Source organism: Oligoflexus sp. (genome assembly GCF_035638955.1).
GTDB lineage: Bacteria > Bdellovibrionota_B > Oligoflexia > Oligoflexales > Oligoflexaceae > Oligoflexus.
In genome coordinates, this window is the sequence record NZ_DASQYZ010000112.1 from 59,244 (window position 1) to 84,011 (window position 24,768).

At 53.1% G+C, this 24,768-nt stretch carries 26 protein-coding genes; 11 read left to right on the forward strand and 15 right to left on the reverse strand.

Annotated elements, in window-relative coordinates; translation table 11 throughout:
- The first annotated feature begins 142 nt into the window (after positions 1-142).
- From thrA to thrC, 3 genes are read left to right on the forward strand one after another with little or no spacing between them, the layout of a single operon-like run.
- Positions 143-2,662 (forward strand): bifunctional aspartate kinase/homoserine dehydrogenase I, encoded by a 2,520-nt coding sequence (gene thrA / locus VE954_RS10760; protein ID WP_324952515.1) that lies wholly within the window; start codon positions 143-145, stop codon positions 2,660-2,662.
- On the forward strand, positions 2,655-3,566 hold the full coding sequence (locus tag VE954_RS10765) for a homoserine kinase (RefSeq protein WP_324952517.1): 912 nt from the start codon (positions 2,655-2,657) through the stop codon (positions 3,564-3,566). Before thrA ends, VE954_RS10765 begins: the two co-directional genes overlap by 8 nt.
- On the forward strand, positions 3,563-4,804 hold the full coding sequence (thrC, locus tag VE954_RS10770) for a threonine synthase (protein WP_324952519.1): 1,242 nt from the start codon (positions 3,563-3,565) through the stop codon (positions 4,802-4,804). Before VE954_RS10765 ends, thrC begins: the two co-directional genes overlap by 4 nt.
- 8 nt (positions 4,805-4,812) lie before the next feature.
- Here the strand turns inward: thrC and VE954_RS10775 are convergent, their stop codons facing one another.
- The 3 genes from VE954_RS10775 to VE954_RS10785 are packed head-to-tail and all read right to left on the reverse strand — an operon-like array spanning position 4,813 to position 7,690.
- Complete coding sequence (locus VE954_RS10775; RefSeq protein ID WP_324952521.1) at positions 4,813-5,034, reverse strand: hypothetical protein; 222 nt, start codon at positions 5,032-5,034, stop codon at positions 4,813-4,815.
- A gap of 15 nt (positions 5,035-5,049) precedes the next feature.
- On the reverse strand, positions 5,050-5,229 hold the full coding sequence (locus tag VE954_RS10780; protein WP_324952523.1) for a CPXCG motif-containing cysteine-rich protein: 180 nt from the start codon (positions 5,227-5,229) through the stop codon (positions 5,050-5,052).
- Between the two features lie 19 nt (positions 5,230-5,248).
- Positions 5,249-7,690 (reverse strand): trypsin-like serine protease, encoded by a 2,442-nt coding sequence (locus tag VE954_RS10785; RefSeq protein WP_324952526.1) that lies wholly within the window; start codon positions 7,688-7,690, stop codon positions 5,249-5,251.
- A 199-nt stretch (positions 7,691-7,889) separates the two neighbouring features.
- On the opposite strand from VE954_RS10785, the gene VE954_RS10790 reads away from it, so the two are divergent.
- On the forward strand, positions 7,890-8,711 hold the full coding sequence (locus VE954_RS10790; protein ID WP_324952528.1) for a trypsin-like serine protease: 822 nt from the start codon (positions 7,890-7,892) through the stop codon (positions 8,709-8,711).
- Positions 8,712-8,757: 46 nt separating this feature from the next.
- Here VE954_RS10790 and nusB read toward each other — a convergent pair whose 3' ends face one another.
- The 3 genes from nusB to ribB are packed head-to-tail and all read right to left on the reverse strand — an operon-like array spanning position 8,758 to position 10,782.
- Positions 8,758-9,177 (reverse strand): transcription antitermination factor NusB, encoded by a 420-nt coding sequence (gene nusB / locus VE954_RS10795; protein ID WP_324952530.1) that lies wholly within the window; start codon positions 9,175-9,177, stop codon positions 8,758-8,760.
- Positions 9,178-9,191: 14 nt separating this feature from the next.
- Positions 9,192-9,623, reverse strand: coding sequence for a 6,7-dimethyl-8-ribityllumazine synthase (ribH, locus tag VE954_RS10800; protein WP_324952532.1), 432 nt, complete (start codon positions 9,621-9,623; stop codon positions 9,192-9,194).
- Between the two features lie 13 nt (positions 9,624-9,636).
- Positions 9,637-10,782 (reverse strand): 3,4-dihydroxy-2-butanone-4-phosphate synthase, encoded by a 1,146-nt coding sequence (ribB, locus tag VE954_RS10805; protein WP_324952534.1) that lies wholly within the window; start codon positions 10,780-10,782, stop codon positions 9,637-9,639.
- A gap of 249 nt (positions 10,783-11,031) precedes the next feature.
- On the opposite strand from ribB, the gene VE954_RS10810 reads away from it, so the two are divergent.
- Positions 11,032-11,388: a hypothetical protein gene (locus tag VE954_RS10810; RefSeq protein WP_324952536.1), complete on the forward strand. Its 357-nt coding sequence runs from the start codon at positions 11,032-11,034 to the stop codon at positions 11,386-11,388.
- A gap of 20 nt (positions 11,389-11,408) precedes the next feature.
- Positions 11,409-11,963 carry a hypothetical protein gene (locus VE954_RS10815; protein ID WP_324952538.1) on the forward strand — a complete coding sequence of 185 codons (555 nt, stop codon included), beginning with the start codon at positions 11,409-11,411 and terminating at the stop codon, positions 11,961-11,963.
- Positions 11,964-11,978: 15 nt separating this feature from the next.
- Here VE954_RS10815 and VE954_RS10820 read toward each other — a convergent pair whose 3' ends face one another.
- Entirely contained in the window at positions 11,979-12,536 is a 558-nt protein-coding gene (locus VE954_RS10820; protein ID WP_324952540.1) for a hypothetical protein, read from the reverse strand.
- The gene (locus VE954_RS10825; protein ID WP_324952542.1) at positions 12,533-13,378 is read right to left on the reverse strand and encodes a TIGR02147 family protein; all 846 of its coding nucleotides are present in this window, start codon (positions 13,376-13,378) and stop codon (positions 12,533-12,535) included. Before VE954_RS10825 ends, VE954_RS10820 begins: the two co-directional genes overlap by 4 nt.
- Before the next feature lie 354 nt (positions 13,379-13,732).
- Between VE954_RS10825 and VE954_RS10830 the strand changes: the two genes are divergently transcribed.
- From VE954_RS10830 to VE954_RS10845, 4 genes are all read left to right on the forward strand, one after another.
- Positions 13,733-15,916, forward strand: a complete 2,184-nt coding sequence (locus tag VE954_RS10830) for a beta-propeller domain-containing protein (protein WP_324952544.1) — start codon at positions 13,733-13,735, stop codon at positions 15,914-15,916.
- A gap of 127 nt (positions 15,917-16,043) precedes the next feature.
- The gene (locus tag VE954_RS10835) at positions 16,044-16,874 is read left to right on the forward strand and encodes an alpha/beta hydrolase family esterase (protein ID WP_324952546.1); all 831 of its coding nucleotides are present in this window, start codon (positions 16,044-16,046) and stop codon (positions 16,872-16,874) included.
- 74 nt (positions 16,875-16,948) lie between these two features.
- Positions 16,949-18,208, forward strand: a complete 1,260-nt coding sequence (locus VE954_RS10840) for a M28 family metallopeptidase (RefSeq protein WP_324952548.1) — start codon at positions 16,949-16,951, stop codon at positions 18,206-18,208.
- 271 nt (positions 18,209-18,479) lie between these two features.
- Positions 18,480-18,722, forward strand: coding sequence for a hypothetical protein (locus VE954_RS10845; RefSeq protein ID WP_324952551.1), 243 nt, complete (start codon positions 18,480-18,482; stop codon positions 18,720-18,722).
- Positions 18,723-18,787: 65 nt separating this feature from the next.
- Here the strand turns inward: VE954_RS10845 and VE954_RS10850 are convergent, their stop codons facing one another.
- Genes VE954_RS10850 through VE954_RS10870 form a run of 5 tightly spaced genes read right to left on the reverse strand, consistent with a single transcriptional unit; the run spans position 18,788 to position 21,941 of the window.
- Positions 18,788-19,405 carry a riboflavin synthase gene (locus tag VE954_RS10850; protein WP_324952553.1) on the reverse strand — a complete coding sequence of 206 codons (618 nt, stop codon included), beginning with the start codon at positions 19,403-19,405 and terminating at the stop codon, positions 18,788-18,790.
- Between the two features lie 16 nt (positions 19,406-19,421).
- Positions 19,422-19,913: a transcriptional regulator NrdR gene (nrdR, locus tag VE954_RS10855; protein ID WP_324952556.1), complete on the reverse strand. Its 492-nt coding sequence runs from the start codon at positions 19,911-19,913 to the stop codon at positions 19,422-19,424.
- Positions 19,914-19,916: 3 nt separating this feature from the next.
- On the reverse strand, positions 19,917-21,170 hold the full coding sequence (gene glyA / locus VE954_RS10860; protein ID WP_324952558.1) for a serine hydroxymethyltransferase: 1,254 nt from the start codon (positions 21,168-21,170) through the stop codon (positions 19,917-19,919).
- A gap of 22 nt (positions 21,171-21,192) precedes the next feature.
- Positions 21,193-21,642 carry a ribose 5-phosphate isomerase B gene (gene rpiB, locus VE954_RS10865; RefSeq protein ID WP_324952560.1) on the reverse strand — a complete coding sequence of 150 codons (450 nt, stop codon included), beginning with the start codon at positions 21,640-21,642 and terminating at the stop codon, positions 21,193-21,195.
- A gap of 56 nt (positions 21,643-21,698) precedes the next feature.
- Positions 21,699-21,941 carry an acyl carrier protein gene (locus VE954_RS10870; protein WP_141731038.1) on the reverse strand — a complete coding sequence of 81 codons (243 nt, stop codon included), beginning with the start codon at positions 21,939-21,941 and terminating at the stop codon, positions 21,699-21,701.
- A 201-nt stretch (positions 21,942-22,142) separates the two neighbouring features.
- Here VE954_RS10870 and VE954_RS10875 point away from each other — a divergent pair, with 201 nt between their 5' ends.
- Positions 22,143-22,934 carry a UDP-2,3-diacylglucosamine diphosphatase gene (locus VE954_RS10875; RefSeq protein ID WP_324952562.1) on the forward strand — a complete coding sequence of 264 codons (792 nt, stop codon included), beginning with the start codon at positions 22,143-22,145 and terminating at the stop codon, positions 22,932-22,934.
- A 20-nt stretch (positions 22,935-22,954) separates the two neighbouring features.
- Here VE954_RS10875 and VE954_RS10880 read toward each other — a convergent pair whose 3' ends face one another.
- Entirely contained in the window at positions 22,955-24,274 is a 1,320-nt protein-coding gene (locus tag VE954_RS10880) for an erythromycin esterase family protein (RefSeq protein WP_324952565.1), read from the reverse strand.
- Positions 24,275-24,294: 20 nt separating this feature from the next.
- Entirely contained in the window at positions 24,295-24,591 is a 297-nt protein-coding gene (locus VE954_RS10885) for a thiamine-binding protein (protein ID WP_324952567.1), read from the reverse strand.
- Between the last annotated feature and the right edge of the window lie 177 nt (positions 24,592-24,768).

Below are 24,768 nucleotides of genomic sequence, written 5' to 3' on the forward strand. Positions count from 1 at the left end.
GATGCCTTGTCCGGGCTACATTTTTTACGGTCGCCCACCTTACCCAAACGCAGAAGCCTTGAAGTCCCTTCCCAAAGACCGTATCACAGGACATGATATTCCCAGGTCGAATCGAGGGTGTCCAGCGCGAGGTAACGCAACTATGGGGTTTCAGGTTTTCAAGTTTGGCGGCACATCGCTTGCCAGTCCGGAATCATTGCAAAAGGTGCTTGGCATCATTGAAAAACACCGGGAAGGTCTCTGCACCGTGGTCTCCGCCAGCAGTGGTGTGACAGATAACCTGTATAAGCTCTATTATGGTGCTGTGCAGAATAGACGCGATGAAGAAGCCACTCTTTTGCAGCAAATTTCGGATCGGCACCATCTTCTGGTCCAGGGTCTGATTCCGGCCGGACCCGAACAGGACCGGGTTTGGTCTGCTGTTAAAGCGCTGCTCGATGAAATCGCCCGCATCTGTGAAAGTCTGGCCATTCTGCGGGAACTGACGGCCAAGACCCTGTCGAAAACGGTGGTTTATGGTGAGCGTCTGATGGCGTTGGTGGTTAGCGAGGCTTTAAAAGCCCGCAATCAGAATGTGGAACGGATCGATTCCACCGAACTCATCAAACTCATGCGGGAAAAAAACGAATATACACCCGACGATGATGCTTCAAAGAAAGCCATTCATAACCGTTTGAAACCGGTTTTAAGTGCAGGGTCGATTGTCATCGTGCCTGGTTTTTTTGGCGAAGGACCGGAAGGCGAAGTTATGATCCTGGGCCGAGGAGGTTCGGATTATTCGGCAACTTTGATCGGTGCGTACCTCGGCGCGGATGCCGTGTGGCTTTATAAGGAGGTCGATGGTCTGATGACCGCCGATCCCAGACATGTGTTTGAAGCGCGGGTTTTGCCCGAGCTGCATTATCGCGAGGCCACTGAGCTGGCTTATTACGGAGCCAAGGTATTACACCCCAGGGCTATCATCCCACTTGTGGCTCAGAAAATTCCTCTGATCGTTAAAAATACTTTTTTCCCGGATAAACCCGGCACAAGGATCGCCGGGGATGTGGCCTCGGGTTCCTATCCTGTCAAGGCGCTGAGCTATATCGATAAGCAGGCCCTGATTTCGGTCGAAGGCAAAGGCATGATGGGCGTGCCCGGCATGGCCTCACGCGTCTTTGGTATTTTGGCTCAGGAAAATATTTCCATCTGTCTCATCACCCAGGCCTCGAGTGAAGCCAGCATCTGCTTCGTTGTCCCCGGTGAACAGGGAGAGTTGGCTCGCAAGCTTTTGGAAAGCAGCTTCCGCTATGAAATCGACCGTCACCTGGTGGATGAAATCAAGCTCACCACGAATATCGCCGTGCTGGCCGTGGTTGGCCTTGGCATGAGCGGAACGCCTGGCATTGCCGCGCGCGCTTTTTCCTGTATAGCCAAACAGAATATCAACATCATTGCCATCGCCCAGGGTTCATCCGAGCTGAATATTTCCGTCGTGATCGAACAACACCAGGCACCCCGTGCTCTGCGCACCTTGCATCATGAGTATGGACTTGAGAAAATTCGGCCCGTGCTGATCCGCGATCCGAGTGAAATCAATCTGGCCATCTTTGGGCTTGGGCAGATCGGTCAGGTTCTGGTGCGGCAGCTGCAGGACCAGAAGGACTATCTCGATCAAAAGCTTAAACTACGGTTCCCCATTATCAGTGTGGCGGATCGCTCCGGTCTGCTCGCCACCGATAAGGGTTTTTCGGAAGAGGCCCTGGAGGAATTTTTGCAGTGCAAGGCGCAAAAGAAAAAACTCTGTGATCAGGGACGCAGCGCCAGTGTTGATGATCTTTGGCACGGCGCCTGGGATCGCAAGATTTTTATTGATCTGACCGCCACGGATACGGCTCCGCTTTTGAAAAAGGCTCTGCTGGCCGGCTTTCATGTGGTGCTGGCCAATAAAAAACCGCTGGCCATTCCTTATCAGGATTATAAGGAGCTGCGTGATATCGCAGCCTCGAAAAATCTTTCGCTCCGTTACGAGGCCACGGTCGGTGCAGGCCTGCCTGTTCTGGATACGATTGAAAAATTGGAAGTTGCCGGCGACGAGGTGCTGGAAGTTCTGGGCTGTCTGTCGGGAACATTGGGCTATCTGATGACGCAAATGGAAGATGGCATTCCATTTTCACAGGCTGTACGCACGGCCTATGAACTGGGCTACACGGAACCGGATCCGCGGGATGACCTGTCCGGCCTTGATGTCGCCCGCAAGGCTTTGATCCTGGCGCGTACGATTGGTTTGACCCTGAACCTGGAAGACATCAAACTCGAGGGCTTTTATCCGGCCGATTGCAGTCACGATGATCCCCAGGTGTTTTTGGAAAATCTGAAACGCCTCGATCAAGCTTATAACGAACGCATTCGCGCGGCGCAGGCTCGATCCGCAGTTCTGCGCTTTGTCGCTCGTATCAGCCGTGAGCGCGTGAGCGTGGGGATTGAAGAGTTGGATAAAAATAGCCCCTTCGGACGTCTGCGTGGAACCGACAACCAGGTGACGCTGAAAACCCATCGCTATGCGAACAATCCCTTGATTGTCACAGGGCCTGGCGCAGGGGCTGAAGTCACGGCCGCGGGTGTTTTGAATGACATTATCACAATCGCCAGCAGTCAAGAGCGGGGAGGACGGCATGAGTGAATTTCGAATTTTTGCACCAGCCACCATCGGCAATGTGGCCTCGGGTTTTGATGTTTTGGGACTAGCCGTCGCCGGTCTCGGTGATACGTTTGTCTTCGAGGAATCGAATCATTACAGCATTGCGGTCCAGGGGCGTGATGCCCGTCTGGTGCCTTTGGAGCCGGAAAAAAATACTGTGACGCTCGCGGCTGAGGCTTTGTATGTGAGCCTTGGCATCACACCCAAAAGGTTTCATGTCACGCTGGAACGCACCCTGCCGTTAGCGGGTGGACTCGGTTCCAGTGCCGCCTCGAGTGTGGCGGGAGCGCTCGCTGCCGCAAAAATTGCCGGCGTTCTGGATCGCAAGGATTTGATTTTGAAAGCGGCCCTGGCTGCAGAAACCGTAGTGGCTGGTCCGCATCTGGATAACATCGCGCCCTGTATATTTGGTGGTTTGACCCTGGTGCAGGATGTCGGCGATCTGCGGGTTTATCCCGTGCCCATGCGAGCCAAATTTTGGATTACGCTGACGACACCGCCCCTGCATATTCAAACCAAGGAAGCACGCAAGGTGTTGCCTCAGCAGCTCGACACACCACGCTGGACCCGGCAGATGGCGCATTGCACGACGCTGGCGCTGGCCCTGGCGCTAGGTGATCATGAACAGATCGCTTTTGGTTTAAAGGATCCCTTCGCCGAACCAGCGCGGGGGAATTTAATTCCAGGATTTTTTCAGGCCAAAGCCTTGGCCATGAACGTAGGGGCCTATGGTTTTTCCATCAGTGGCAGCGGTCCGACCTGTTTTGCTTTAAGTGCTGATGAGGCCACCGCGCATAAGGTTGCTGATGCCGTGCGCGAGGTTTTTGGACCGCAGACGCTTGTTCATATTGCAGAACCCAGTTTACAAGGAGCCAGCATTTTATGAGCCAGGCCCGCTTTGCTTGTCTTCAATGCACCAGGACCTATGATTGGCTTGAACTTCGGTATGCCTGCGATTGCGGTGGCCTTTTGGAAGTCAAACACAATGACCCGGCCTTGCGTCAGCTTCCGGACAAAGCCGAGCTGCGTTTGACGTCACGCAAACCTTACGATCGCAGTGGCGTCTGGCGTTTTCGTGAAGGTGTCCTGCCTCTGCCCGAATCCATGATCGTCACGCAGAATGAAGGGCAGACCACCATCTATGAAAGTGCTGCCCTCAATCAATGGGCGGGTCATAGCAACCTGACCTTAAAACATGAAGGTGAAAACCCCACCGGATCCTTCAAAGATCGCGGCATGACCGCGGCCGTGTCAATGGCCAAACGGCTTGGAATGCCTGTGGTGGCCTGTGCCTCGACGGGCAACACGAGCTCATCCCTCGCAGCCTACGCGGCGCGTGCCGGTTTGAAGGCCATTGTCTTTTTACCAGCGGGCAAGGTCAGTCAGGGGAAAATGGCACAAACTCTGGGTTACGGCGCCAAGGGCATGGCCATCCGTGGCGATTTTGACGATGCCATGCAGATCGTTCGGGACCTTGCCAACGCCGGTCGGGTGTATATGGTGAACTCCTTGAACCCGCATCGGATTGAAGGGCAGAAAACCATTATCTGGGAGATGCTGCAGGATCGTAACTGGCACGCACCGGACTGGATTGTGGTGCCGGGTGGTAATCTGGGGAATACCAGCGCGTTCGGTAAGGCCATTGATGAAGCCTATGAGTGGGGTTGGATCACGAAAAAACCACGGTTGGCCACCATTCAGGCTGAAGGAGCCAACCCTTTCTTTCGCAGCTACACCAAGGATTTTTCAAGTCTGGAAGCGCTCACGGCGGAAACCATCGCCACAGCCATTCGCATCGGTTATCCCGTAAACTTTCCACGGGCTGTGCGTTCCATCATCAATACCAACGGTGTCGTCACCGATGTCACCGATACGGAAATCATGGCAGCGAAAACCGCCATCGATCATGCCGGCATTGGCTGCGAGCCGGCCAGCGCCGCGACGCTGGCTGGTGTGAGAAAGCTAGTGAAAAAAAATATTATCGGGCCCGAGGAAGATGTGGTCCTGGTTCTGACCGGACATATGCTCAAGGATCCCGATGCGATATTGAAAGTCCAGACACTCGACTGCACCGAAGTGGATGCGAACGTGGATGCCATCACCAAAGCTTTGGATCGCGTTTAACTGGACTTTTATCGCTTGAGCGCTGTGACGATGCCATAGATCGAGAGAAAAACCAGAATCACAACCGTTAAAAGAGGACTGGCAATCAGAATCACACCAACCAGAAGAACGCCCAGAAGCATGGCGACGATCCCACCCAGGATCAGCGCCGTCATCTGCAAAAATTTGCGGGTGCCGCTCGCGTTCTCCTGATTGAGCCAGACTTTGATGGACTCGGTAATACTGCTCATAAGGTGGCCCTCCTATCAGCTCCGATGAGCCTGGACCCTGACCTGTCCCGATCGACCTATCTGATAGACCAGCATGATCGGGCGGCAGCAAACCTGGCAGTCCTCGATGTAGTTGGTCGCACCGGATGAAAGATCGAAAAATGTCACAAAAACTTCGCCGCACCAGGGACACTCGACATTCACCGGCTCTTCCATTCCATTCTCCTGCGCTGTTTCAGTGCGTCCTGGCATGCCCCGTCTTGACTTGAGCGCGGGTCGAGCCTGGGAAAATAATGGGGCCATTCTGCGAAAAGTTCAACCACTCGAAACGGCAGGCAGTGGGTTTGTCTGGGATGGGACAGGTCTTATCTTTCAGGGGGTTATTGATGACTTCCAAATATTCCAGTTGAGGCAGAGCCTTCAGGGGCGCGATGTCCTCGATCAGGTTGTCGTTCAGGATCACGACTTTGAGCGATGTGAAGGCAGTCAGCTCCTGGACGCTGGTCAATGAATTGCGGGTCAAATTGATCTCAATCAGCTTCGGCACATGGCGCATGCCCTGCAGGTTTTTCAGTCCTTCACCTTTGGTATTCTGCAGCACGACGCGTTTGAGAGCAGGCAGATCCGTAAGGCCCTCCAGATTTTTGAGCGGGTTGTTGCTGAGGTCGATGTACTCCACAGCTTTGAGTCCGGTTAAACCCTGGATGGATTCCAGTTGATTATTCTCCAGATTCAATCGATGCAGCGTGCTGAGCTGCGAAAGATCAGGCAGGACCTTCAGGGCATTGTTGGACATCGAAAGATTTTCAATTTTGGGCAGTGCCTGCAAAGACAGATCATTCATTTGCGTATTTTCTGCAATTTCCAGAAAATGTGTATTGGGGAGTGCGAAGGGGAGCGAGAAGCGTGTCATGCTTCGGTTGGCGAAAATGGAAACTTCCTCGACAGCAGGCCAGTTACCGGCTTTAACATCACCCTGGATATCCGAGGCGTACACAAAAATGCGTTTCATTCGCGGCGCATCAGCGGGAAGTGCTGTGAGGCCTGTCACTTCCAAAAGATCCAGCGATTCCAATTCGCTCCACTGCAGCGGAAAACTCTTTAAAGCCACTTTATTCAGAAACAGGGATTGAACATGGGTGAAGGGCTCAAGCTCGAGCGGTTGAACCAGACTCACGGTATCGAGGCGCAGCTCCTTCAGCTGCAGATTTTTCATATCAGGAAGTGCGGGTAAATCCAGGTAAGCCAGGTCCAGAGTTGTCAGATTTTTCAAAGCGCTGAGGTTGGAGAAATCCAACGCCACGCCAGGGTTTTGCAGGCGCAAATGCTCCAGCTGAGGAAAGTCGGCAATACGGAGCGGAGCCACATCAAGTGGCGTCTGACGACCGCCCAGCACATTGTCGACGATGGTCAGCTTTTTCAGGCTTGTGAGCGAAGCCAGGGGGCTGAGATCCAGAATTGCGTGATCGGACAGAGTCAGTTCCTGCAGGCCCATATCGCCCAGGATGCGCAGGGGCCGAATGTCCTCAAGGCGGGCACTGTCGATAAAGGTCGAAGGATCAAAGCCGCCGATTTCGAGCGTAGGCCGCTCGCTGAGCATTTTACGTAACCAGACTTCAGCGACCTCACAGTTTTCAAAAATCTCGCGGGCTCCCGCTTCATCACCGCTCTGAATGCGATAATCGCTGACGATGCGAATCAGCCGCTGCATGGTAAACCAGGAAGGATCCTCGTGATTGTTATAATGACACCAGCCCTGGAAATCCTTGGGTTCCTCAGCCAGGATTTCCAGACTTTCCGTTGGTTGACGTGGATTTGTAGCGGCGTCATAGGGCAGTTTGACATCCGATGTCTCTTCAATCCAATGAACAAAGTCACCAACGAAGTTATATATAGCCTCGCCCGTGTCGCAGATGGTTTCGAGCTGCTCAGGCACCAGGATGCGATCCCAGCCCATAAAATCCCCAGCCAGATACCAACGCCCATTGCGCTGCACGTAAGCTGGTCCGCCGGAATCACCAAAGCAGGGGCCGTGATCCGGTCGAGGTCCAATGACGATCAGATTGAAAAGACGCCCATGATTGACGAATTCACGCACATTCGTATCGACGTAAAGAAGCTTCCCGCCCTGGCATGTGGGATCATCAAACATGCATTGGGACGAGGTTCGACCATAACCTGCGATGGAAAGTGGGGTCTTGGCTTCCAAAGCGTTGGGTTGATGCCAAATCTCAACGGGCTGAAAACCCTGCGGCACCCCACCCGGAAAACGGACCCAGGCGATGTCAAAATTGGATTCAAACTTTTGAAACTTCTTGAATGTGGACAGCGCTTCGGGCGTACGCAGCACAACATTACCCTGTTTGGTATCGCGGCCAAAGAGGATCTGAAAGTCTTCCGGCCTTTTATCAAAGACGCAGTGCGCAGCGGTTACGATCAAATTCTCAGCTACCAATGTTCCTGAACAAAAGTGGTTCTGAGAATTCTTATCCACGAGGGCGACAGCACTCAAGGCAGCGGGGTGATCAGCCGCAGGAATGCTTCCGTTCACCATGCGAAGCACTGAACTTTCCTCGTCCGTTGCTCGATCGCACATCAGCAGAAAGCCGGGCACGAGCAGGATAAACGACGCGAACAGACCGTGAAATATAGGGCGCTGGCGGATTTTTTCTAACATTGGCTTGAACTCCCTCAGTGCAGACTTCTTCGTGAGGAGTGCACGCTTCGTGCCATGCAGAGTCAAGGCAGCAGAGTATGCCGTTTCCTGACGAGTCAATTTTTGATTCTTGGCCGCTTGGCAAGTATTCTCATTTACAGTCCATCGCTTTGAGTCTATGTTCAACGCAGATTCATTTGATTTTACGAAGGGAGACTTCATGCGCAATCGAGTTGGCAAAATGCTGCAAAGTTTATCTTTGGCTCTCGTCAGCGCTTTCTGTCTGATGGCTTGTGATGCATCAGACGATGGTAGCTCATTGAAACTGACGAATGCTATCGAGACTGAGAGTGCGGCTTTTCCCGCAGTTGTTCAGCTTAGGTCGAAGGGCGAGAACAATTTGCGCTTTTGCTCAGGCTTCTTCGTTAATGAATATCAGGTTTTGACAGCGGCTCATTGTGTGAAAGACCTTGAGGCTGAGCAGCCCGAGCTCTATCTGGCGGCAGGAGGCAAGGAAACGTCCCAAGGGCGAGAGGCCAAGGCTCTCCGGTATTATATGCATAGAGATTTTGAACGGGGCCTGCAGCGTCTTGCCAATCCTTATGATATCGCCGTCGTCGAATTTCCAGCCGGGACAGCGGCCGCCAAGGCTCGTCTGAGCTCGCGGGCGCCTCGCGCAAATGATGCGGTGACCCTGGTTGGTTATGGCTCTGAGCAGACAGTTGCTGGGGTAAGCTCGACCGCAGCCGGAAGCGCGACCGGCATCAAGCGTCATGGCCAGAACTCTATCAAGGCATCGGCTGATGGAATTTTGAGCGTGGTGGGCGTGGATAAGGCCAAACCCAGCCTGCAAAGGGGACAATATGTAGCCACCGCGCAAGGTGACTCGGGTGGCCCTATTTTGCTGAATGCAGAGGTTGTGGGAATGATGGTGGCGGTGGACGTTCGTCAAGGCGGAGCCGGTCAGGTGTCGAGCATTTCCTATGCTGTTGACCTGAACAGCGCATCCAGTCGTGAATTTTTGGACAGCGTTCTGGATTAAAAGACCAAACCCAGGCCGTGCCGCCTGGGTTATGGATCACACGCGTTTATTGGGTCTTCTGCGCGAGTTTGTCCAGAATACCATTCACGAAAGCACCGGAATTTTCGGTGCTATATTTTTTTGCCAATTCAATGGCTTCGTTGATCACCACTTTTTTCGGCGTATCCGTGAAGAGAAGTTCAAAGGCCGCGAGGCGCAGAACGCAGCGGTCGATGACGGGCATGCGGGCCAGGGTCCAATGCTCCGAGACGGCCTCAACTTTTTCATTGAGCGCGCTCAGATTGTCGAAAATCCCTTCGACCAGGCGGCGAAAGTAAGCCGCATGCTCCCGATCGACCCCAAAATCACTGATAAACCGATCGCAGTGGTTGGCTGAAAAGAAGAACAGCTTTTCGATTTCACACTGATACAGGAACTGGAGAGCCCATTCCCGTGATTGTGCATTGGGGTGATGTTCACGTTGCACCGAAAAACTCCGTATCAATCAAATTGTTTGAGCGTTTTAACCATCGTGATGGCGGTCAGGGCTGCTTCAGCGCCCTTATTGCCAAGCTTCAGGCCCGCGCGATTCAAAGCCTGCTCGACCGTGTTGGTCGTCAGGACTCCGAAAATCGTCGGGATACCGGTTTCAATGCCGATATTCATCAGGCCGGACGCACAGGGTCCCGCCACATATTCAAAATGCGGTGTTTCGCCGCGAATCACGGCACCCAGACAAATAATACTCGCATAGCGTTTGCTGCGGGCTGCCTTGGCTGCTGTCACAGGAATTTCAAAGGCTCCTGGCACCCAAACGATATCAACCGTATCCGCCAGCCCTTGCTCCTGATAGACCGAGAGCGCGGATTCAACCAGGGATTTGGTGATCAAATCGTTGAAGCGGGCTGCGACGATGAGATGGCGAAGACTCATGCTCGTTCCTTCCTTAAAGCGACTTATGAATGATGGAATTCTCGACGATTTCCAGACCAAAACCCGAAAGACCCTTCAGAACCATAGGGGAACTGGTATGAGCCCGCAGACGCTTGACGCCAAGGGCCCGAATAATCTGAGCCCCGGTGCCGTGCAAACGCAGATCCATCTTGCGGGTGCTCGCCATGTCTTCCGCTGTCTGTTGATAATCGGCGGCCATTTGTTTCAACTCATCCTGCCACGAGGTCTGGGGATGATTGAGATAGATGAGGACAGCGCGGTCCTGATGCGCCAGCAGATCGAGGCCATGCTGCAGCCTGAAAGCGGAGCCGGTTTTGCGATCCGCAAAAACGTCAAGCAGATGATGCTGACTATGAACGCGCACGTCGACGATACTGTTTTCAAAATCCTTGCCTTTGATCAAAGCCAGGTGCTCCAGACCATCGACAGTATTGCGATACAGCACCGCTTCACAGGTGCCGCCGATGGTTTTGATCGTCTCGCGCGCGACTTCCTCGACCATGGATTCATGCATCAATCGATATTGAATGAGATCCGCAATAGCGACGATCGGCATATTATGTTTTTGGGCGAAGACTTCCAGATCCGGCATACGAGCCATGGTGCCATCATCGTTCATGATCTCGCAGATCACGCCGGCGCCTTTGAATCCGCACAGACGAGCCAGATCCACCGAACCTTCCGTGTGACCAGCGCGTTCCAGAACTCCGCCCGGACGCGCGCGCAGAGGAAAGATGTGACCCGGCACAACGATATCGCCGGGACTGCTGCGATCATCAATCGCGACTTTAATGGTATGCGCACGGTCCGCTGCGGAAATACCGGTGGAGACACCTTCGCGGGCTTCGATACTGACGGTAAAGGCTGTGCCCTGATCCGGGAAGCGTTTGCTGCCGTCGGCCATCATCGGTAATTTCAAGTGATCGACAATATGGGGTTCAAGCGTCAGGCAGATCAGACCTCGGGCTTCTTTCGCCATGAAGTTGATATTTTGCGGCGTCACACATTCGGCGGCTAAAACCAAGTCTCCTTCGTTTTCTCGGTCTTCATCATCGACCATAATCACCATCCCGCCTTGTTTAATGACGTCGATGGCTTTGCGTACTCTGGCGATCAGCTTATCCTGGTCTATCTGCATGGCGATACCCTTTATCCGAGGCTGAGCGAAGGAAACGTGGTTGTCAAAGATCACGCATATGCGACAAAATAGCATTGCTTGTCTGATGCCCGCATCCTAGCCCAGATTCAGGGCTCTGTCCATGGAAAGTCGGGGGTTTAACCCGCTTCGGCGGCATGGTATTCACCACGATGCAAGAAAACCCATTGTGGTCCGTCCTCTATTGGTAGCCGCTTGGATCGCGAATCTCATGACGCAGGAGAGTTTCACATGCGCAAGATTTCATTCGTAATGATTGCCCTAGGTTCCATCTATTCCAGCCATTCGATGAGCCAATCGACGGATACCATATCCATGCAATGGACCCAGATTCGCGAGATCTCGGTCAATCGCGATCAAAGCCATAGCGGGAATCCCATACTCAAGGGCTTTGTGAAAAATGATGAAGCCCTTGTGACGACAACTTTATCCATTGGAGACCTCCATTCGCATCTCCGCCAAATATGCTACGACGCCATCTTCAAGGCCTTTGAAAACGGCAGCAAATATGAACTGATGCTGACCGCCAAAAAATCTGGCCAAACCCATATCGTGCAGAGTTGCACTCTGGCGCTTAGAAATCCTTGAAGAAATAAAGGAACCTGGACGTGTTATTCCATCCTCTGAAGGTATCGCAACTTTATCCGGTTATCGTTCTGACCTTGGGTTGGTTGGCTCAGGCGTGCGACCATCATAAGAGTTCGAGCAAGGATCCAGCGCCACAAGTGGTTCCTATTATCCCCGTAGTGAGCCGTTCACCGACGCCGATCCCAACTCCGACCCCGACCCCAATTCCGACTGTCACCCCTGAGCCCTTACCTACGGTGATTCCTGCGCCCATACCCACTCCAACGCCAACCCCTTTGCCAACGATTGCGCCTGCTCCTGACGTTCGCGTCTGGAACTGGACGAAGATTCGTGAAGTCACCATGGATCGCGAGGCGAACAGTCCTATTATCGTGGGTTTACTGGAGGGTGAGAATGAAGTGCAAGGTGCGCCTTTTTCGATTGGGGATATCAACACGCATTTGCGCGTAATTTGCAAGAAAGCCATCACCATGGCGTTCGAAGAAGGCGAGAGGTATCAGCTGATCCTGACCTCAACGCCATTGGGTTCGGTGAATTTGGTTCAGAGCTGTACGCTGGCCCTCAAAAATCCATGACCTGGCGTGCCCCCATCATGGGCGCTTCGTCCATGATTCTTCTGCCATCGCAGCTGTTGTCAGTTTCATGCTGACCACCTTGCCGGCGCTCAGGGTCCACTGGACCAGCGTGCCACTGCTAAGGGTCATACTCCGCTGCACACTCCCGTCATTTAAAGTCTGACTCGTCACGGCGCTGCAGGTCACCTGGGGCGAATGAGGCAAGGCCTCAATCGCATAGGTTCCGGAGCCTGGTGCTGGTGTCAGGACAAAGATCGTCGAGCTATCGGATCGAGCCACCGTTTTCTTTCCATCATTGCCCAGTGTCACGGTAAACACGGTTGTGGCCGCGCTATTGGCAAATGTGCCTTCGATGGACTCGGCAAACGGTGATGCGCAAGCCGCAATAAATGACGTCGATAACACATAATTCACTGTTTCTTTGCCATCAGCCTGGGGGGCGGACGTTGGGACCCCTGCATCGTTCGTAGTGCCTTCGGGTGACGTCGATTCCGTTGGAGCCACACCATTTCCCACTTCCGTACCGCAGTGGCAAAGCAAAAGACTGAGAGCCATAGGTAAAAGGTGTCTCATGAGTCGGATCCCTTGGTCTGAGGAAACATTTGCAGATTCAGTTGCACCACGGCCTTTTCCTGGGTCTGCTGATTTTGTTCCAGGGCCCACTGGTGCAGTTCCTTGCGAAAATTTTTAAGCCTTGCTTTGAGTTCCGGCATGGCCTCTTCGGGCAGCTGAAAGATCAAAGCCCCATATTCGCGCTGATCGAGAGGCAAGTCCTCGAGCGCCTCGATAGCCTGTTCCAAAACGCGCCGATGAAAGGTACGTATGGCCAAGCTCTTCACTTCATCGCTGCTGATGACAATATCATCCTTCACTGTAAACTGCCCATCCGGGCGTTTTTCAATGAAGCCTTTTTTCTTCAAAAAATTCAAAGCCGCCACGATCTCTTTGAGTTCGATGCGACCATTCAATCGCCTTTGAATCCAGTAGGGATCATCCCGAAAGCCATCGAGCAAAGCCATCTCACGCAGCACGGGATAAATCCAGTGGCTCAGATATTCCACCGCATCACTTTCAAGTTCGTAGCGCCGCGAGGAAGGGGTCAGGCGTTTCAGCTTCTCATAGAAAGCCGCCCGCTGTTCATCATCGTCCGACTGATTCATGGCGACGAGACAGCGAAAATACTCGGCGGGCCCTGCCGTCAGGCTCAGGGCTTGAATGAATTTTTCCAATGACGGTCCACTGATATTGCGCTGGCCATCCATGACCAATTTCAAGACATTGGGCGCACTGAACCCGGCAGCCTGAGAAAACTGCCGGAAACTATAGCCCCGTTTGCTCTCCTTGCGAAACTGATAGTAGTCCGCAAGGAAGAGGCGGTAGTTCGTGTAACCATAGATGCTGGGTCCCTGATTCATGTTCGGGTCCTCGCTGTTCATCTGTATTCTCGGAAGAATTGCGAAATCCCCTGAGTAAAAAATTTCATTGTAAAATTGATGGGTTGCAAGTCAAAGCGTATTCCAGAACAGCAAGTCTTCAAATTAACACAGGAATAGGCAAGCGGGTCTCACGACGGTTTTGTATTCTGGACTTGACCCGCCCTGGAAGGGGGGTCCCTGGACTGTCAACAAAATGAACCTGTTGTCAGTTTTTCTGTATTCCTGATTTCATGCGGATTGGAATACACCAGAATACGGAAAGTGCGGATTTGGCCTCCTGGCCCCCCGTTTTCTGCCGTAAAGTCCTCATCCAGGCAACGTGAGGAGGCCAGCATGATCCGACGAGCTTTTACCAACAGTTTAGGTTTGAGTTTCAGCCTTTTGTCCCTGACCGCTTGCGGCTTATTTGATAAGTCCAGCCAGGACAAGGACAAAACTTATGATTCGGGTTATGTAACGAATGCGCGCCTGGAGGCCCAGCGCATGGCGTTACTTCAGCCAGAGATTCGGCAGGGCATGGCGCTCTATGAAAATTGCGAAGTCCTGGCTGCGGATTTAAATGAATCGGTCAAGCAGCGCTGGATTCAGCAACGTGCCAGCATCAGCGATAGCATTGCGTCCATGCTGATTCCCAATAAGGATATCGTGACTGGGCGTGAAGAAGCGACAACGGATGCAGCAGCCCCGTCGTCAGCTCCGTCGTCAGCTCCGGAAGCGGCGGGCAATTCCACAGGCAGCACCGATACTCTGACCAATGTTCAGGAAGCCGGCGTGGACGAGGCCGATCGTTATCGCATCGGTCGCGATCAGATCTATGCGCACAGCTTTGGTCAAATCCAAATCATCAATCGCACCACGCTGCAGCTTCAAGGCAGCCTGGATGTTTCCGCCTGGTATAGCCCACAATTTTTTACCAAAAATGATCGACTCATCGTGGTGGGCCAGACGGTAAGAGATCCCAATGAAAGTGGTAACGGCAAGGTCATCCCAGGGTCGACTGAGCCCGCAGCGCCTGCTGATGCATCGATGCCGTTTCCCGGCTACGGCTATGGCGGTAAAGTTAAAATCGCTGTGTATCAAACAGCAGTGGGTCAGCTGCCTGTTCTCCTGTCCGAGTCTTTTGTCGAAGGGACCTACCTGGATAGCCGTTTGGTGCAGAATCAACTGGTCCTCGTGGTCAGCGATCAGGTCGCCATGGAAACGGTTCCCGTCACACTCGAGGATTTCGCGGATGAAGAATGGGCTTCCGATAAACGCGCCCAGGAATACTTTGCGAGTTACTGGGGCAAAACCAGCCGCGATTCCGCTGTTAAAACGGACGGTCAGAATCTGAATGGCGTTCCTTGCCAGAACTTTGTGAAACGGAAAATGACGGATTGGGACACGGGTATTTCCAAGGTTCTGACGCTGGATACCGTGAATCCAAAAACCGCAGCGCAGAATTTGGGTGTGATTGGGCAAGGCGGTGAAATTTATATGACCACCGACTCCCTCTATCTTTTGAAAACCCAGGTGAAGTGGTTTGAGGAGCGTTGGGGCGGCCCGGTCTGGATCGGAAGCGTCGATGAAAAGGTTCTGATTCAGCAAATCGGTTTTGATGGCGCCACGGGCGCGCTCAATCCGCTGGCTGATGGTGAGGTACGCGGGCGTATCAAGGACCGTTGGGCCCTGCATGGCATGAATGGCGGGAAAAATCTGGTGATCGCGACGAGCACAGGTTTTATGTGGTCAAACGGCGGAAATGAAGCGCAAAATCACCTTTATATTCTGGAGCAGGATACAGCCGCCCAACGTTTGAATGTGATCGGCAGCGTGGAAAATTTTGGGACCAATGAAGATATTCGGTCGGTGCGTTATGTGGGGAATACGGCCTATGTGGTGACCTTCCGGCAGACGGACCCGCTCTTTGCCTTTGACATCACTGATCCCAAAGCGCCGGCTATGCTGAGTGGCCTCAAGATACCCGGTTTCTCCACCTACATGCATCCTTTGGCTTCTGGCCGTCTTTTAGGTGTGGGATTTGATGCCTTCACCACCGGTCAGGTGCAGGGCGTGCAGGTCTCGCTCTTCGATACCAGCGACCCGACGCTCATGAGCCGCCTGGATGCCAAAGCCTATGGTTCACGTGGATCGAACTCGGATATTAACCATGACCACCACGCTTTCTTTTTCGATAGCGCCAGCGGCCTGATTGGAATTCCTTTGGTGGAACTGTTTGATTACGGCAGCATCAAGTTTACCGGCGCTCAGCTTCTGTTCTTTGATGGCAACACTCTGGTGGATCGGGGTCGCGTTTCGCATCGGGAGTTGATCCCCAGTTACTGTCAAAACCAGATGGCTTATGGTGGAAGATCCCTGGATATCAACCGTCTTTATCGAGTCGATGATCGGCTGATCACGCTCTCAGCTTATGGAATGAAGGCCTATACTCTGACTGATTTCACAGCGCCGACCGCCACTGTAACGTTTAAATCTCCGGTCGGTGAATGCCAGGCAAGTTATCCAATGCCCTTTTAATCCTGCCAACGAAACCCGCTTCGGTGGGTTTCGTTTTCACCTTTGTCGATCCGTCGACACAAAATTATTCTGTGCAAGGCATGGGGAATCCGCTAGAACCGAGAAAACCCCTTGGAAGGAGAAACCCATGCTTCGACGGATAACCTGTCTTTTCAGTTTCTTTCTGTTCCTTAGCACTCCAGTGCTGGCCAAGACTTTCACCATCGGCGGCTCCAGGCCTGCGACGCTGCTGACCCCAACCAACACCAGCACGAGCCAGAAAATTCCCCTGGTCGTTTTCCTGCATGGTTACACCAGTAATGGTCCCCAATCCGATACCTTTTTCGGAATTTCGAAACAGCGGGATGCCTTGAATATTGCCGTCGCCCTACCGAATGGAACCCAAAATTCCGAGGGCAATCGTTTCTGGAATGCCACACCGGAATGCTGTGACTTCGAACAGACAGGTGTGAATGATGCAGCTTATATTGCCGGTCTGATTCGTGAAGCTGCATCCGTGGCCCCTATCGATCCCACGCGCGTTTACCTCGTGGGCCATTCCAATGGTGGCTTCATGAGCTATCGCATGGCCTGCGAATATCCTGAACTTCTGCGCGGCATTATCTCTGTTTCCGGAGCCTTTTTTCGCAATCCCGCGCTCTGTAAAAATCCAGGTTTGCTGAATATCCTGCAGATTCACGGCACGCAGGACCCGACGGTTCCGCTCGCCGGCGGCGGCGGTTTGCCATCAACACAGAGCGGCATCGATTATTGGGTTCAGCGAGGCTCCTGTGATGACGTTCGGGAAACTCCCAAGGCCCTTGACCTGGTGAGTGTCAGCGGAGCGGAAACCGATACTCTGGTTTGGGATAACTGCCAGGCTGCAACCAAGGTTGGATACTGGAAAGTCAACGGCACAGCCCATGCCCCTTATTTCAATGCGAACTGGCTCAAGGAAGCCCTTAAATTCGTGGAATGACGGCCGGGCAAGCATTTCCCGTCGCCTCTCCCCTATGATGGATAAACATCATAAACGGCGTGAGGAGACGGGACATGAATTTTGGGCAAATTCTGCAGGGATTGATTGTTTTCCTGTCGGCATTTACCAGCGCTACCTGTCTTTGTGCGGGTTTTTTTGGATTGGCGCCGTTGAGTGAAGCGTCTCAAGTGAAGGCTTGGGTGGCGAAGCATCCCGGCAGCTATTGGGTCGAGGGCGAGGATCGCATTCTCATCGGGATGGACCGTTGGGAAGCGCAGGATACCCCCGGTGGTTCGCGCACCGTGGTGATCGAGGCTGCCGCCAGACCGAGTATGGTTTATTTTTATCAGGGGTCCGGTCCCCTGCCAGCCCAAAGCCGCGAACTTGTGCGTGGAGGTCGGACCAGGGTTATCGAAAGCCCGCGGCCGATCGTGATGCCTGATGATCATCACCACCGCTTGCGTCCTCTGCAGCCGAATGTGCGTCTCGTGCAAAAACTGCCTCTGGCCCCCCATCCCAGGATGAAAATCAACTCCATCAGTGCGGCTTTGGATGCCGACACCTGGCGGAGTGATGTGGATGAACTGAGCCGGTTCTCCCGCTATACCTATGGCCCGGAAATCGAAGCGTCGCGAATCCTGCTGACCAACCGTTTTCGCAATCTGCCCGGCCTGCAGGTCGAAGAGGTGAGTTTTCCGACCCCACGCGGCATGGCCACCAATATCGTCGCAAAACTGCCCGGACGCTCACGTCCTGACGAAGTTTATGTCGTGGGGGCCCACTATGATAGCACGAGCGAAAGACCCTTGGATCAGGCGCCAGGAGCCGAAGATAATGCTTCGGGTGTCGCTGGACTTTTGACTTTGGCTCGCATTTTTGCCGACCAGCCCCCCGAGGCCACCCTTATCTTTGTCGCGTTTTCCGGCGAGGAACAGGGCATGCTCGGCAGTCGCGCCTGGCTCGATGCGTGGCTTCGCGAAAGCCGGACGCAGCAGATTCATAGCGTGTTTATCATGGATATGATCGGCTATAGCGGGGATGCGGAACTGGATTGTCTGCTCGAAACCTCGGCAGCCAGTCGACCCTTTCTGGATCAGATCCGCGCAGCGCATGTGGATTCCGAGCTGGTGCTGTCGGAAAGCCTGGATTACTGGGGTTCTGATCATGTGCCGTTTCTGGATAGGAAAATTCCCGCGGTGCTTTTCATTGAGAATGATTACCTGGATTATCCCGCCTATCATCGCAGTACCGACACTCTGGATAAAATTCATCCGATCCTGGGACCGAAAATATTGGGTCTCATCGGGCAGACAATAGGCAGCCTGGCCTATTAGAAGATTTTTAGGGAAATGGAACAACGAATTGGGATTTGAAAAAAAGCGACCGTTTGCTGTTTGAATATTCGGGAATAAAAGATCAAGCATCTCTCTCTTCAAGAGGAGATGTCCAGAGTCAGTCCGTCAAAGTCGGTATAAAAAAATATTTATTTTGATTTCTTTCGTGGCCAACTCCGCTCCAACACGAGATTATGATGGTCTGGGAAAATTTCAGTGAAGCTTTTCCAGAAATTGATAACACAAGCTTTTGAGAATGAGAGAGGCAAGTATGTTGAAGAAAGTCGCTATGTTCGCCGTTGTTCTTGGTTTGGCTACTCCTGTTATGGCTAACGAAGAAGCCCCTAAGGCCAAGACCGAAGAAACCGCTAAGAAAGATGCAAAAAAAGCTAAGAAAGCTAAGAAAGCTGCTGCAGCTGACAAGACTGCACCTGCTGCTGACGCTGCACCCGCTGCTGATGCTGCACCTGCTGCTGACGCTGCACCTGCTGCTGAAGCTCCAAAAGCTCCCTAATTTATATTAGGAATTCAGGAAAGCCTGTCGCACGACAGGCTTTCTTTATTGGGCCCCCTGACGTCTTACTTCCCCGAAAAATGCGGCAAAGCCATGCGCTCGATATACTTGCCGACCATATCCACTTCAGCATTAATCAAACTGCCCGGCGTCCAGGTCTGCACGTTGGTATTTTCGATTGTCGCCGGAATCAGGGTCAGGCGAATATGCGAGGCCTTGGGCTCGTCTTTGACTTCGTTGACGGTCAGGCTGATGCCATCCAATGCTATGGAGCCTTTGGGTATGACGTAGCGCGCCAGCTCGTGAGACAGCGTTACCCAGATATTCCAACCGCCGGGCAGCTGATCGATGCTCCGAACCGTTGCCACGGCATCGACATGACCAGCCACCATATGTCCACCCAAACGATCTCCGGCGCGCAGAGCCCGTTCCAGATTGACGAGCGAGTCTTTTTTCAGCTGCCCCAGACTGGTCTTCGCCAGTGTTTCATGACTGACATCAAACGACATCGCAGTTTTCGAACGACTGGTTACGGTCAGGCAGCAGCCATTGACGGCTATACTGTCGCCCAGCTTTTCCGCATACACGTCAGCATCCGCGATGGCCAGCGTCAGAACCTTGTAACCAGCCTGTTCCTCGATACTCTGGATGCGACCGACCTGTTCCACGAGTCCGGTAAACATGGCTTTCCTTTATTTTTCAAGTGGTCGGAGGATTGTTCCCCGGTGTCGGGGGTTCCCGACTGGTTTTCAAACCGCGCAATTCGCGGACGAATTCCTCGGGGTCCTTGAAGTCCTTGTAGATGGAGGCGAAGCGCACATAAGCGACATGATCGGTCTGGCGAAGTTTTTTCATCACCAGATCACCGATCTTGCTGCTTTGAATCACGCGGTCACCTTCGGAACGAAGCTGGGCTTCGATAGCTGTCACCATGGCTTCGATCTGATCCATCGAAATCTGCCGCTTGCGACAGGCCATGGTGATGGCGCGAATGATCTTTTCCCGACTGAATTCATCGAAGCTGCCATCCTTCTTTTTCACCTGGAGGATGAGTTCCTCCTCCTTTTCATAGGTGGTGAACCGATGATGACATTTGAGGCAGGCACGACGACGCCGGATACTGCGGCCGTCCACGCTTACGCGGCTCTCCAGTACTTTGGTATCCAGGTAATCGCACTTGGGGCACTTCAAGTTTCAGCCTTTCCATTGGGGATAGAGCGGGAATCGTTTGCTGAGTTTCATCACATCAGCTCCGATCCCTTGCAGTTTGGCTTCATCCTTGAAGTTGTCGAAAGTTTCCCGAACCCAACCCGCAATCTGCTGCATTTCCGCAGGGCCCATGCCACGTGACGTCAGGGCCGGTGTCCCCATGCGAATGCCGCTGGTTACGAAAGGACTGCGGTTTTCATTCGGCACTGTATTTTTATTGACGGTGATATGGACTTTGCCCAGGGCGTCTTCCATATTCTTGCCGCTCAGTTCCGTCTTCGAAAAATCGAGCAGCATGAGATGATTGTCCGTGCCGCCGGAGACGAGCTTAAAGCCCTTGCTCACGAGCGATTCGGCCAGAACCTTGGCATTGGTGCGGATGGCTTTTTGATAGTCTTTGAATTCCGGCTTCAGCGCTTCCATAAAGCTGACCGCCTTGGCCGCGATAACGTGCTCCAAAGGACCGCCTTGGATACCGGGGAAGACAGCCTTATTGAAATTCAGTTTCTCGTCATTCCAAAGGATCAAACCACCGCGTGGTCCACGCAGAGTCTTATGCGTGGTGGTCGTGGTCACGTGGGCGTAAGGCACCGGATTCGGATGTTCACCAGCCGCAACCAAACCCGCGATATGAGCCATGTCCACGAAGAGGTAGGCGCCGACGGAATCGGCGATCTCACGGAACAGGCCGAAGTCGATGATCCGCGTATAGGCGCTGGCGCCGGCGATGATCATCTTGGGTTTCACTTCCTTGGCTTTGGCCGCGATCATATCGTAATTCAGGCGTTCTGTTTCGGGATCGACGCCGTAAAAATGAGAATCATAGATGCTGCCTGAGAAGTTCACTTTCGAACCGTGGGTCAGGTGACCGCCGTGCGAAAGGTCCATGCCCAGGACCTTGTCACCAGGCTGCAGCAGAGCCAGGAACACAGCTGCGTTGGCCTGCGCTCCGGAGTGCGGCTGGACGTTGGCATTAGCCGAGCCGAAGAGTTGCTTGGCGCGTTCGATGGCGATCGTTTCAATCTGATCCACGATTTCGCAGCCACCGTAATAGCGTTTGCCGGGAAGGCCTTCCGCATATTTATTGGTGAGAATACTGCCCATGGTGGCAATCACCTCGGCGGACGCGAAGTTCTCGGAAGCGATCAGCTCCAAACCTTCTTCCTGACGTTTGAATTCCGCTTCGATGAGACGGTAGATTTCCGGATCGTGGCTTTGCAGTGAAGACCAGGGTTTCATGGGGCCGTCCTTGTGTGGACCCTCAACGTTCGAGGGCACGAATTTTATCAAGTCTATTTTGATGGCGACTGCCTTCAAATTCAGAATTGAGCCAAATGTTGACGAATTCGAGGGCTCGATCGTGATTCAGAACACGCTCGCCGAGACAGAGGATATTCGCGTTATTGTGCAGTTTGGACATGCGGGCGGTGAATTCATCCCAGACCAGAGCGGCCCGGATGCCAGAGATTTTGTTGGCGGCGATCGACATCCCGATGCCCGTCCCGCAAATCAGAATGCCACGGGGAAGTTGGCCCTGGCCCACTTCTTTGGCGAGAGTTTGGGCATAGTCTGGATAGTCGACCGAATCCGCGTCGTCCACCGGAACTCCATAGTCGAAGACCTGGTGCCCGAGGGAACGAAGATACTGGCTCACCTTTTCCTTGAGTACCCGACCTCCGTGGTCGGAGGCAATGCCGATGCGTTCGCTCATAGTCTACGCCTTCCGATGCATTTGCTGCGAGAGTACGATGGGAAAGGAGGACGGAATTAAACTTCTTTGGCTTTCTTGATGTAGCCAACAGCGTCTTCGACCGTACGAATGCTTTCAGCTTCTTCATCGGGGATATCGATGCCGAATGCTTCTTCCATCGCCATGACCAGCTCAACGATGTCCAGCGAATCCGCACCCAGATCTTCGATGAATTTGGCTTTGCTGATAACAGCCGCTTCTTCAACGCCGAGTTGATTCACAACGATTTTTTTCAATTGACTTTCGATGTCGAGCGACATGGGCTATCCTCCAATTTGGCATATACTTGCCTTATGTTCATCTAAGGAACCAGAAACTCTAGGGGAATGCAAGGGAATAGTTGGGCCGCAAGCGAAAGGTGAAACCCATGAGGCAGGAGCCTGACAAGGCCCTCTTGAGACCCCTGAAGTTTCCCGCTATCTTGTGCAGATCGCTTGACTTAACGAACGGGGGACTCTTCATTGTCACTGTGGACGGCGTCTTTGCTGGTGGTTTCAGACATTCACTTGAATCATGCTGATGATGACCGCAGCCAGCTTTTTTTGCAATTACTGGAAGGCGCCAGCCTTGGTGAGGTCGAGTATCTCGTACTGATGGGTGACATCTTTGACTTTTGCCTGGGATCGCATCCTTATTTTCAGCGCAAATTCAGTGCGATCGGCCGCGCTTTGGAAAAGGTCGTGGCGTCCGGGACCCAGGTTATCTATCTGGAAGGCAATCACGAGTTCAAACTGGCATCTTTACCCTGGAAGGGTGTGCAGGTGATCTCCGAGGGGACCCATACGATCCGGCTTAAGTCGGGTGAGACCATCCAAATGGCTCATGGAGATCTGATCTATTCTCACAAAATGTACCGAGCCTTTCGTCGCCTGGTGAAATCCCCTTTGGTGACTGGGGTGGCACGATGGCTGCCAGGAGCGTGGATGGATAACCTGGCCACCAAGGGATCCGAAGTCTCCCGATCTCAGGATCAATACCGTCAGATTGAGCATGACAAGATTTTAGGTGCGGTGGATGCTTGGCTGGAAACCGGTCCTGGGTCCTTTGGCATATTCGGACATTTTCATGTGCCCTATGCGGAACCACGACGCGATGGCAAAGCCGGTGGCGTTTTCAGTGTGGAAAGCTGGGATCGCCCTAATGTTCTGGCTTTTAAGGCCGGCGCCTTTTACCGCTATTACTTCGATCCGCAGTCGGCGCAAGCCTGGCAGCCTGCGGAACCGTTGGTCCGCAAGCTCCTGCCAGGTCCATAAGACTTCGAAAGGTTGATGAATTACATGGCGGAAGGATAGGTTTCGGCCATCTCCCCGTCATGCAGAGGACGCAGATGCAAAGGATGCAGCGCATGCGTTTGATCCACATAGATCACAGCATCATAGCGTTGCGGGAGTATCGTGGGGACATAGTTACCCAGATGTTCCCCTTCGGGATGGTACACCACGCCGATGGCCCGATGACCGCGCTCTTCGAGCATTTCATCACTGGCAAATTCATGTGAGAAAACCAGCAGCTTGTTGTCGCGGCTGACCCGATGGAAGACGTCCTCCCAACTGCCTTCGCGGCCCTTGGGGCAGGGCATGGCCTGCATGGGAGCTTCCCACCGCCGGGCGGCTATAACCGAGCCCTGATAGCCAGAAAAACCGACCAGAACGGCATTTTCATCGCCGTAACGTTCCCTCACGAGCTGCCCAACATTCATCTCCCCACTGTCGAACATGTCGGTGAAACGGGCGTCACCGATGTGCGTGTTATGTTCCCAGACAATCCCCTTGGCCAATTCACCGTGATGCTTCATCAGTTCGTCCAGGGTTTCCACCATATGAAAATCCCGAATATTCCACGACATGGGCCCACCGCGGACCATGGCACGGTAGTAAGCCTCGGCATTTTTGAGAACCCGGGCGTTCTGTTCGGCCTGCAGATGACCTTCCGCATGGCGATCAAACACGAGCTTACGGGTTTTCAGATGCTCCAGAAGTCCATGCACGTGCTTTTCACAGGTGGTTTCCTTGAAATAGGTGGCTCGTGCGTATTCATGAGCATTGCCTTGGAAGTGGTTGAAGCAGTCAAAAACCTGATTCACCATGCCCATGGATTCGGGATCGTACTTTTTAAGCTGCTGGGTCAGGGTGGATAGAGATTCCCAGAGGCTATAAACATCAAGCCCGTAGAAGCCCACTTTAGCCTTCTCCGGCTGATGATCGTTGTAAAGTTTGGGCCACTCGATCATGTCGATCATCTCTTCATTGGCCCACATCCAGCTGGGCCAGCGACGAAATGCCGATAGAACGCGACGTGCTGATTGCGTAGGGTCCAGTCGACCTTTCACATACTGGTTCACGAGGAAACAATCAGGCCAATCCCCTTCCACAGCAATAAAGGAAAACTTTTTCTCCTCAACCAGGTTTCTCGTGATCGTGGTTCGCATGCGGTAATACTCGGACGTGCCGTGGGATGCCTCGCCGAGCAGGACGAGCTTCGCCTGGCCGATGCGTTCATAGAGCGGCGCAAAATCCTGATCCTTTTTAAGGGGGAGACAAAGGGCATTCAGCTGTTCCAACAGCTCTCTGGACACCTTGGGTTCTGTTTCCATGGCGTAACCCTTTCCTGAGTTTAGAGAGAAATGCTGACTGGCTCCGAGACCGAGGCAACCGAAGTCTCCAGGCTGTGTTCCTTATACTTGTGATCATCAATCGTAATGGTGGTCAGGACGCGAGCGTGATCCCGAATAATCATCTGATGGCATCTTTGGATCACCGGCATGATCGTATCCCACTCACCTTGAATGCTGGTTCCGATCGGTCCGACTTCGTAATCGAGTCCTACTTTGTCAAGGTAGGCCGTGATCTTACTGATGTCCTCACTGATGTGTTCGCTGTCCATGGGATTGACGCTGAATTGTACAATCATTTCCAATGCTCCTATCCACTGCGTGTCTCAATTTATTGGCTTATCGAATCCTTCAGCCTACGTAATTTAAAGACACTTCCGTTTAAGAAGGGGTCTTATGGACAAGAAAGCAAAAATTTGGCCGTGGGAAAATAGGGGGGATTTACGCAGAAAAAAAGGCCCGGGTGCGGGTAGCCC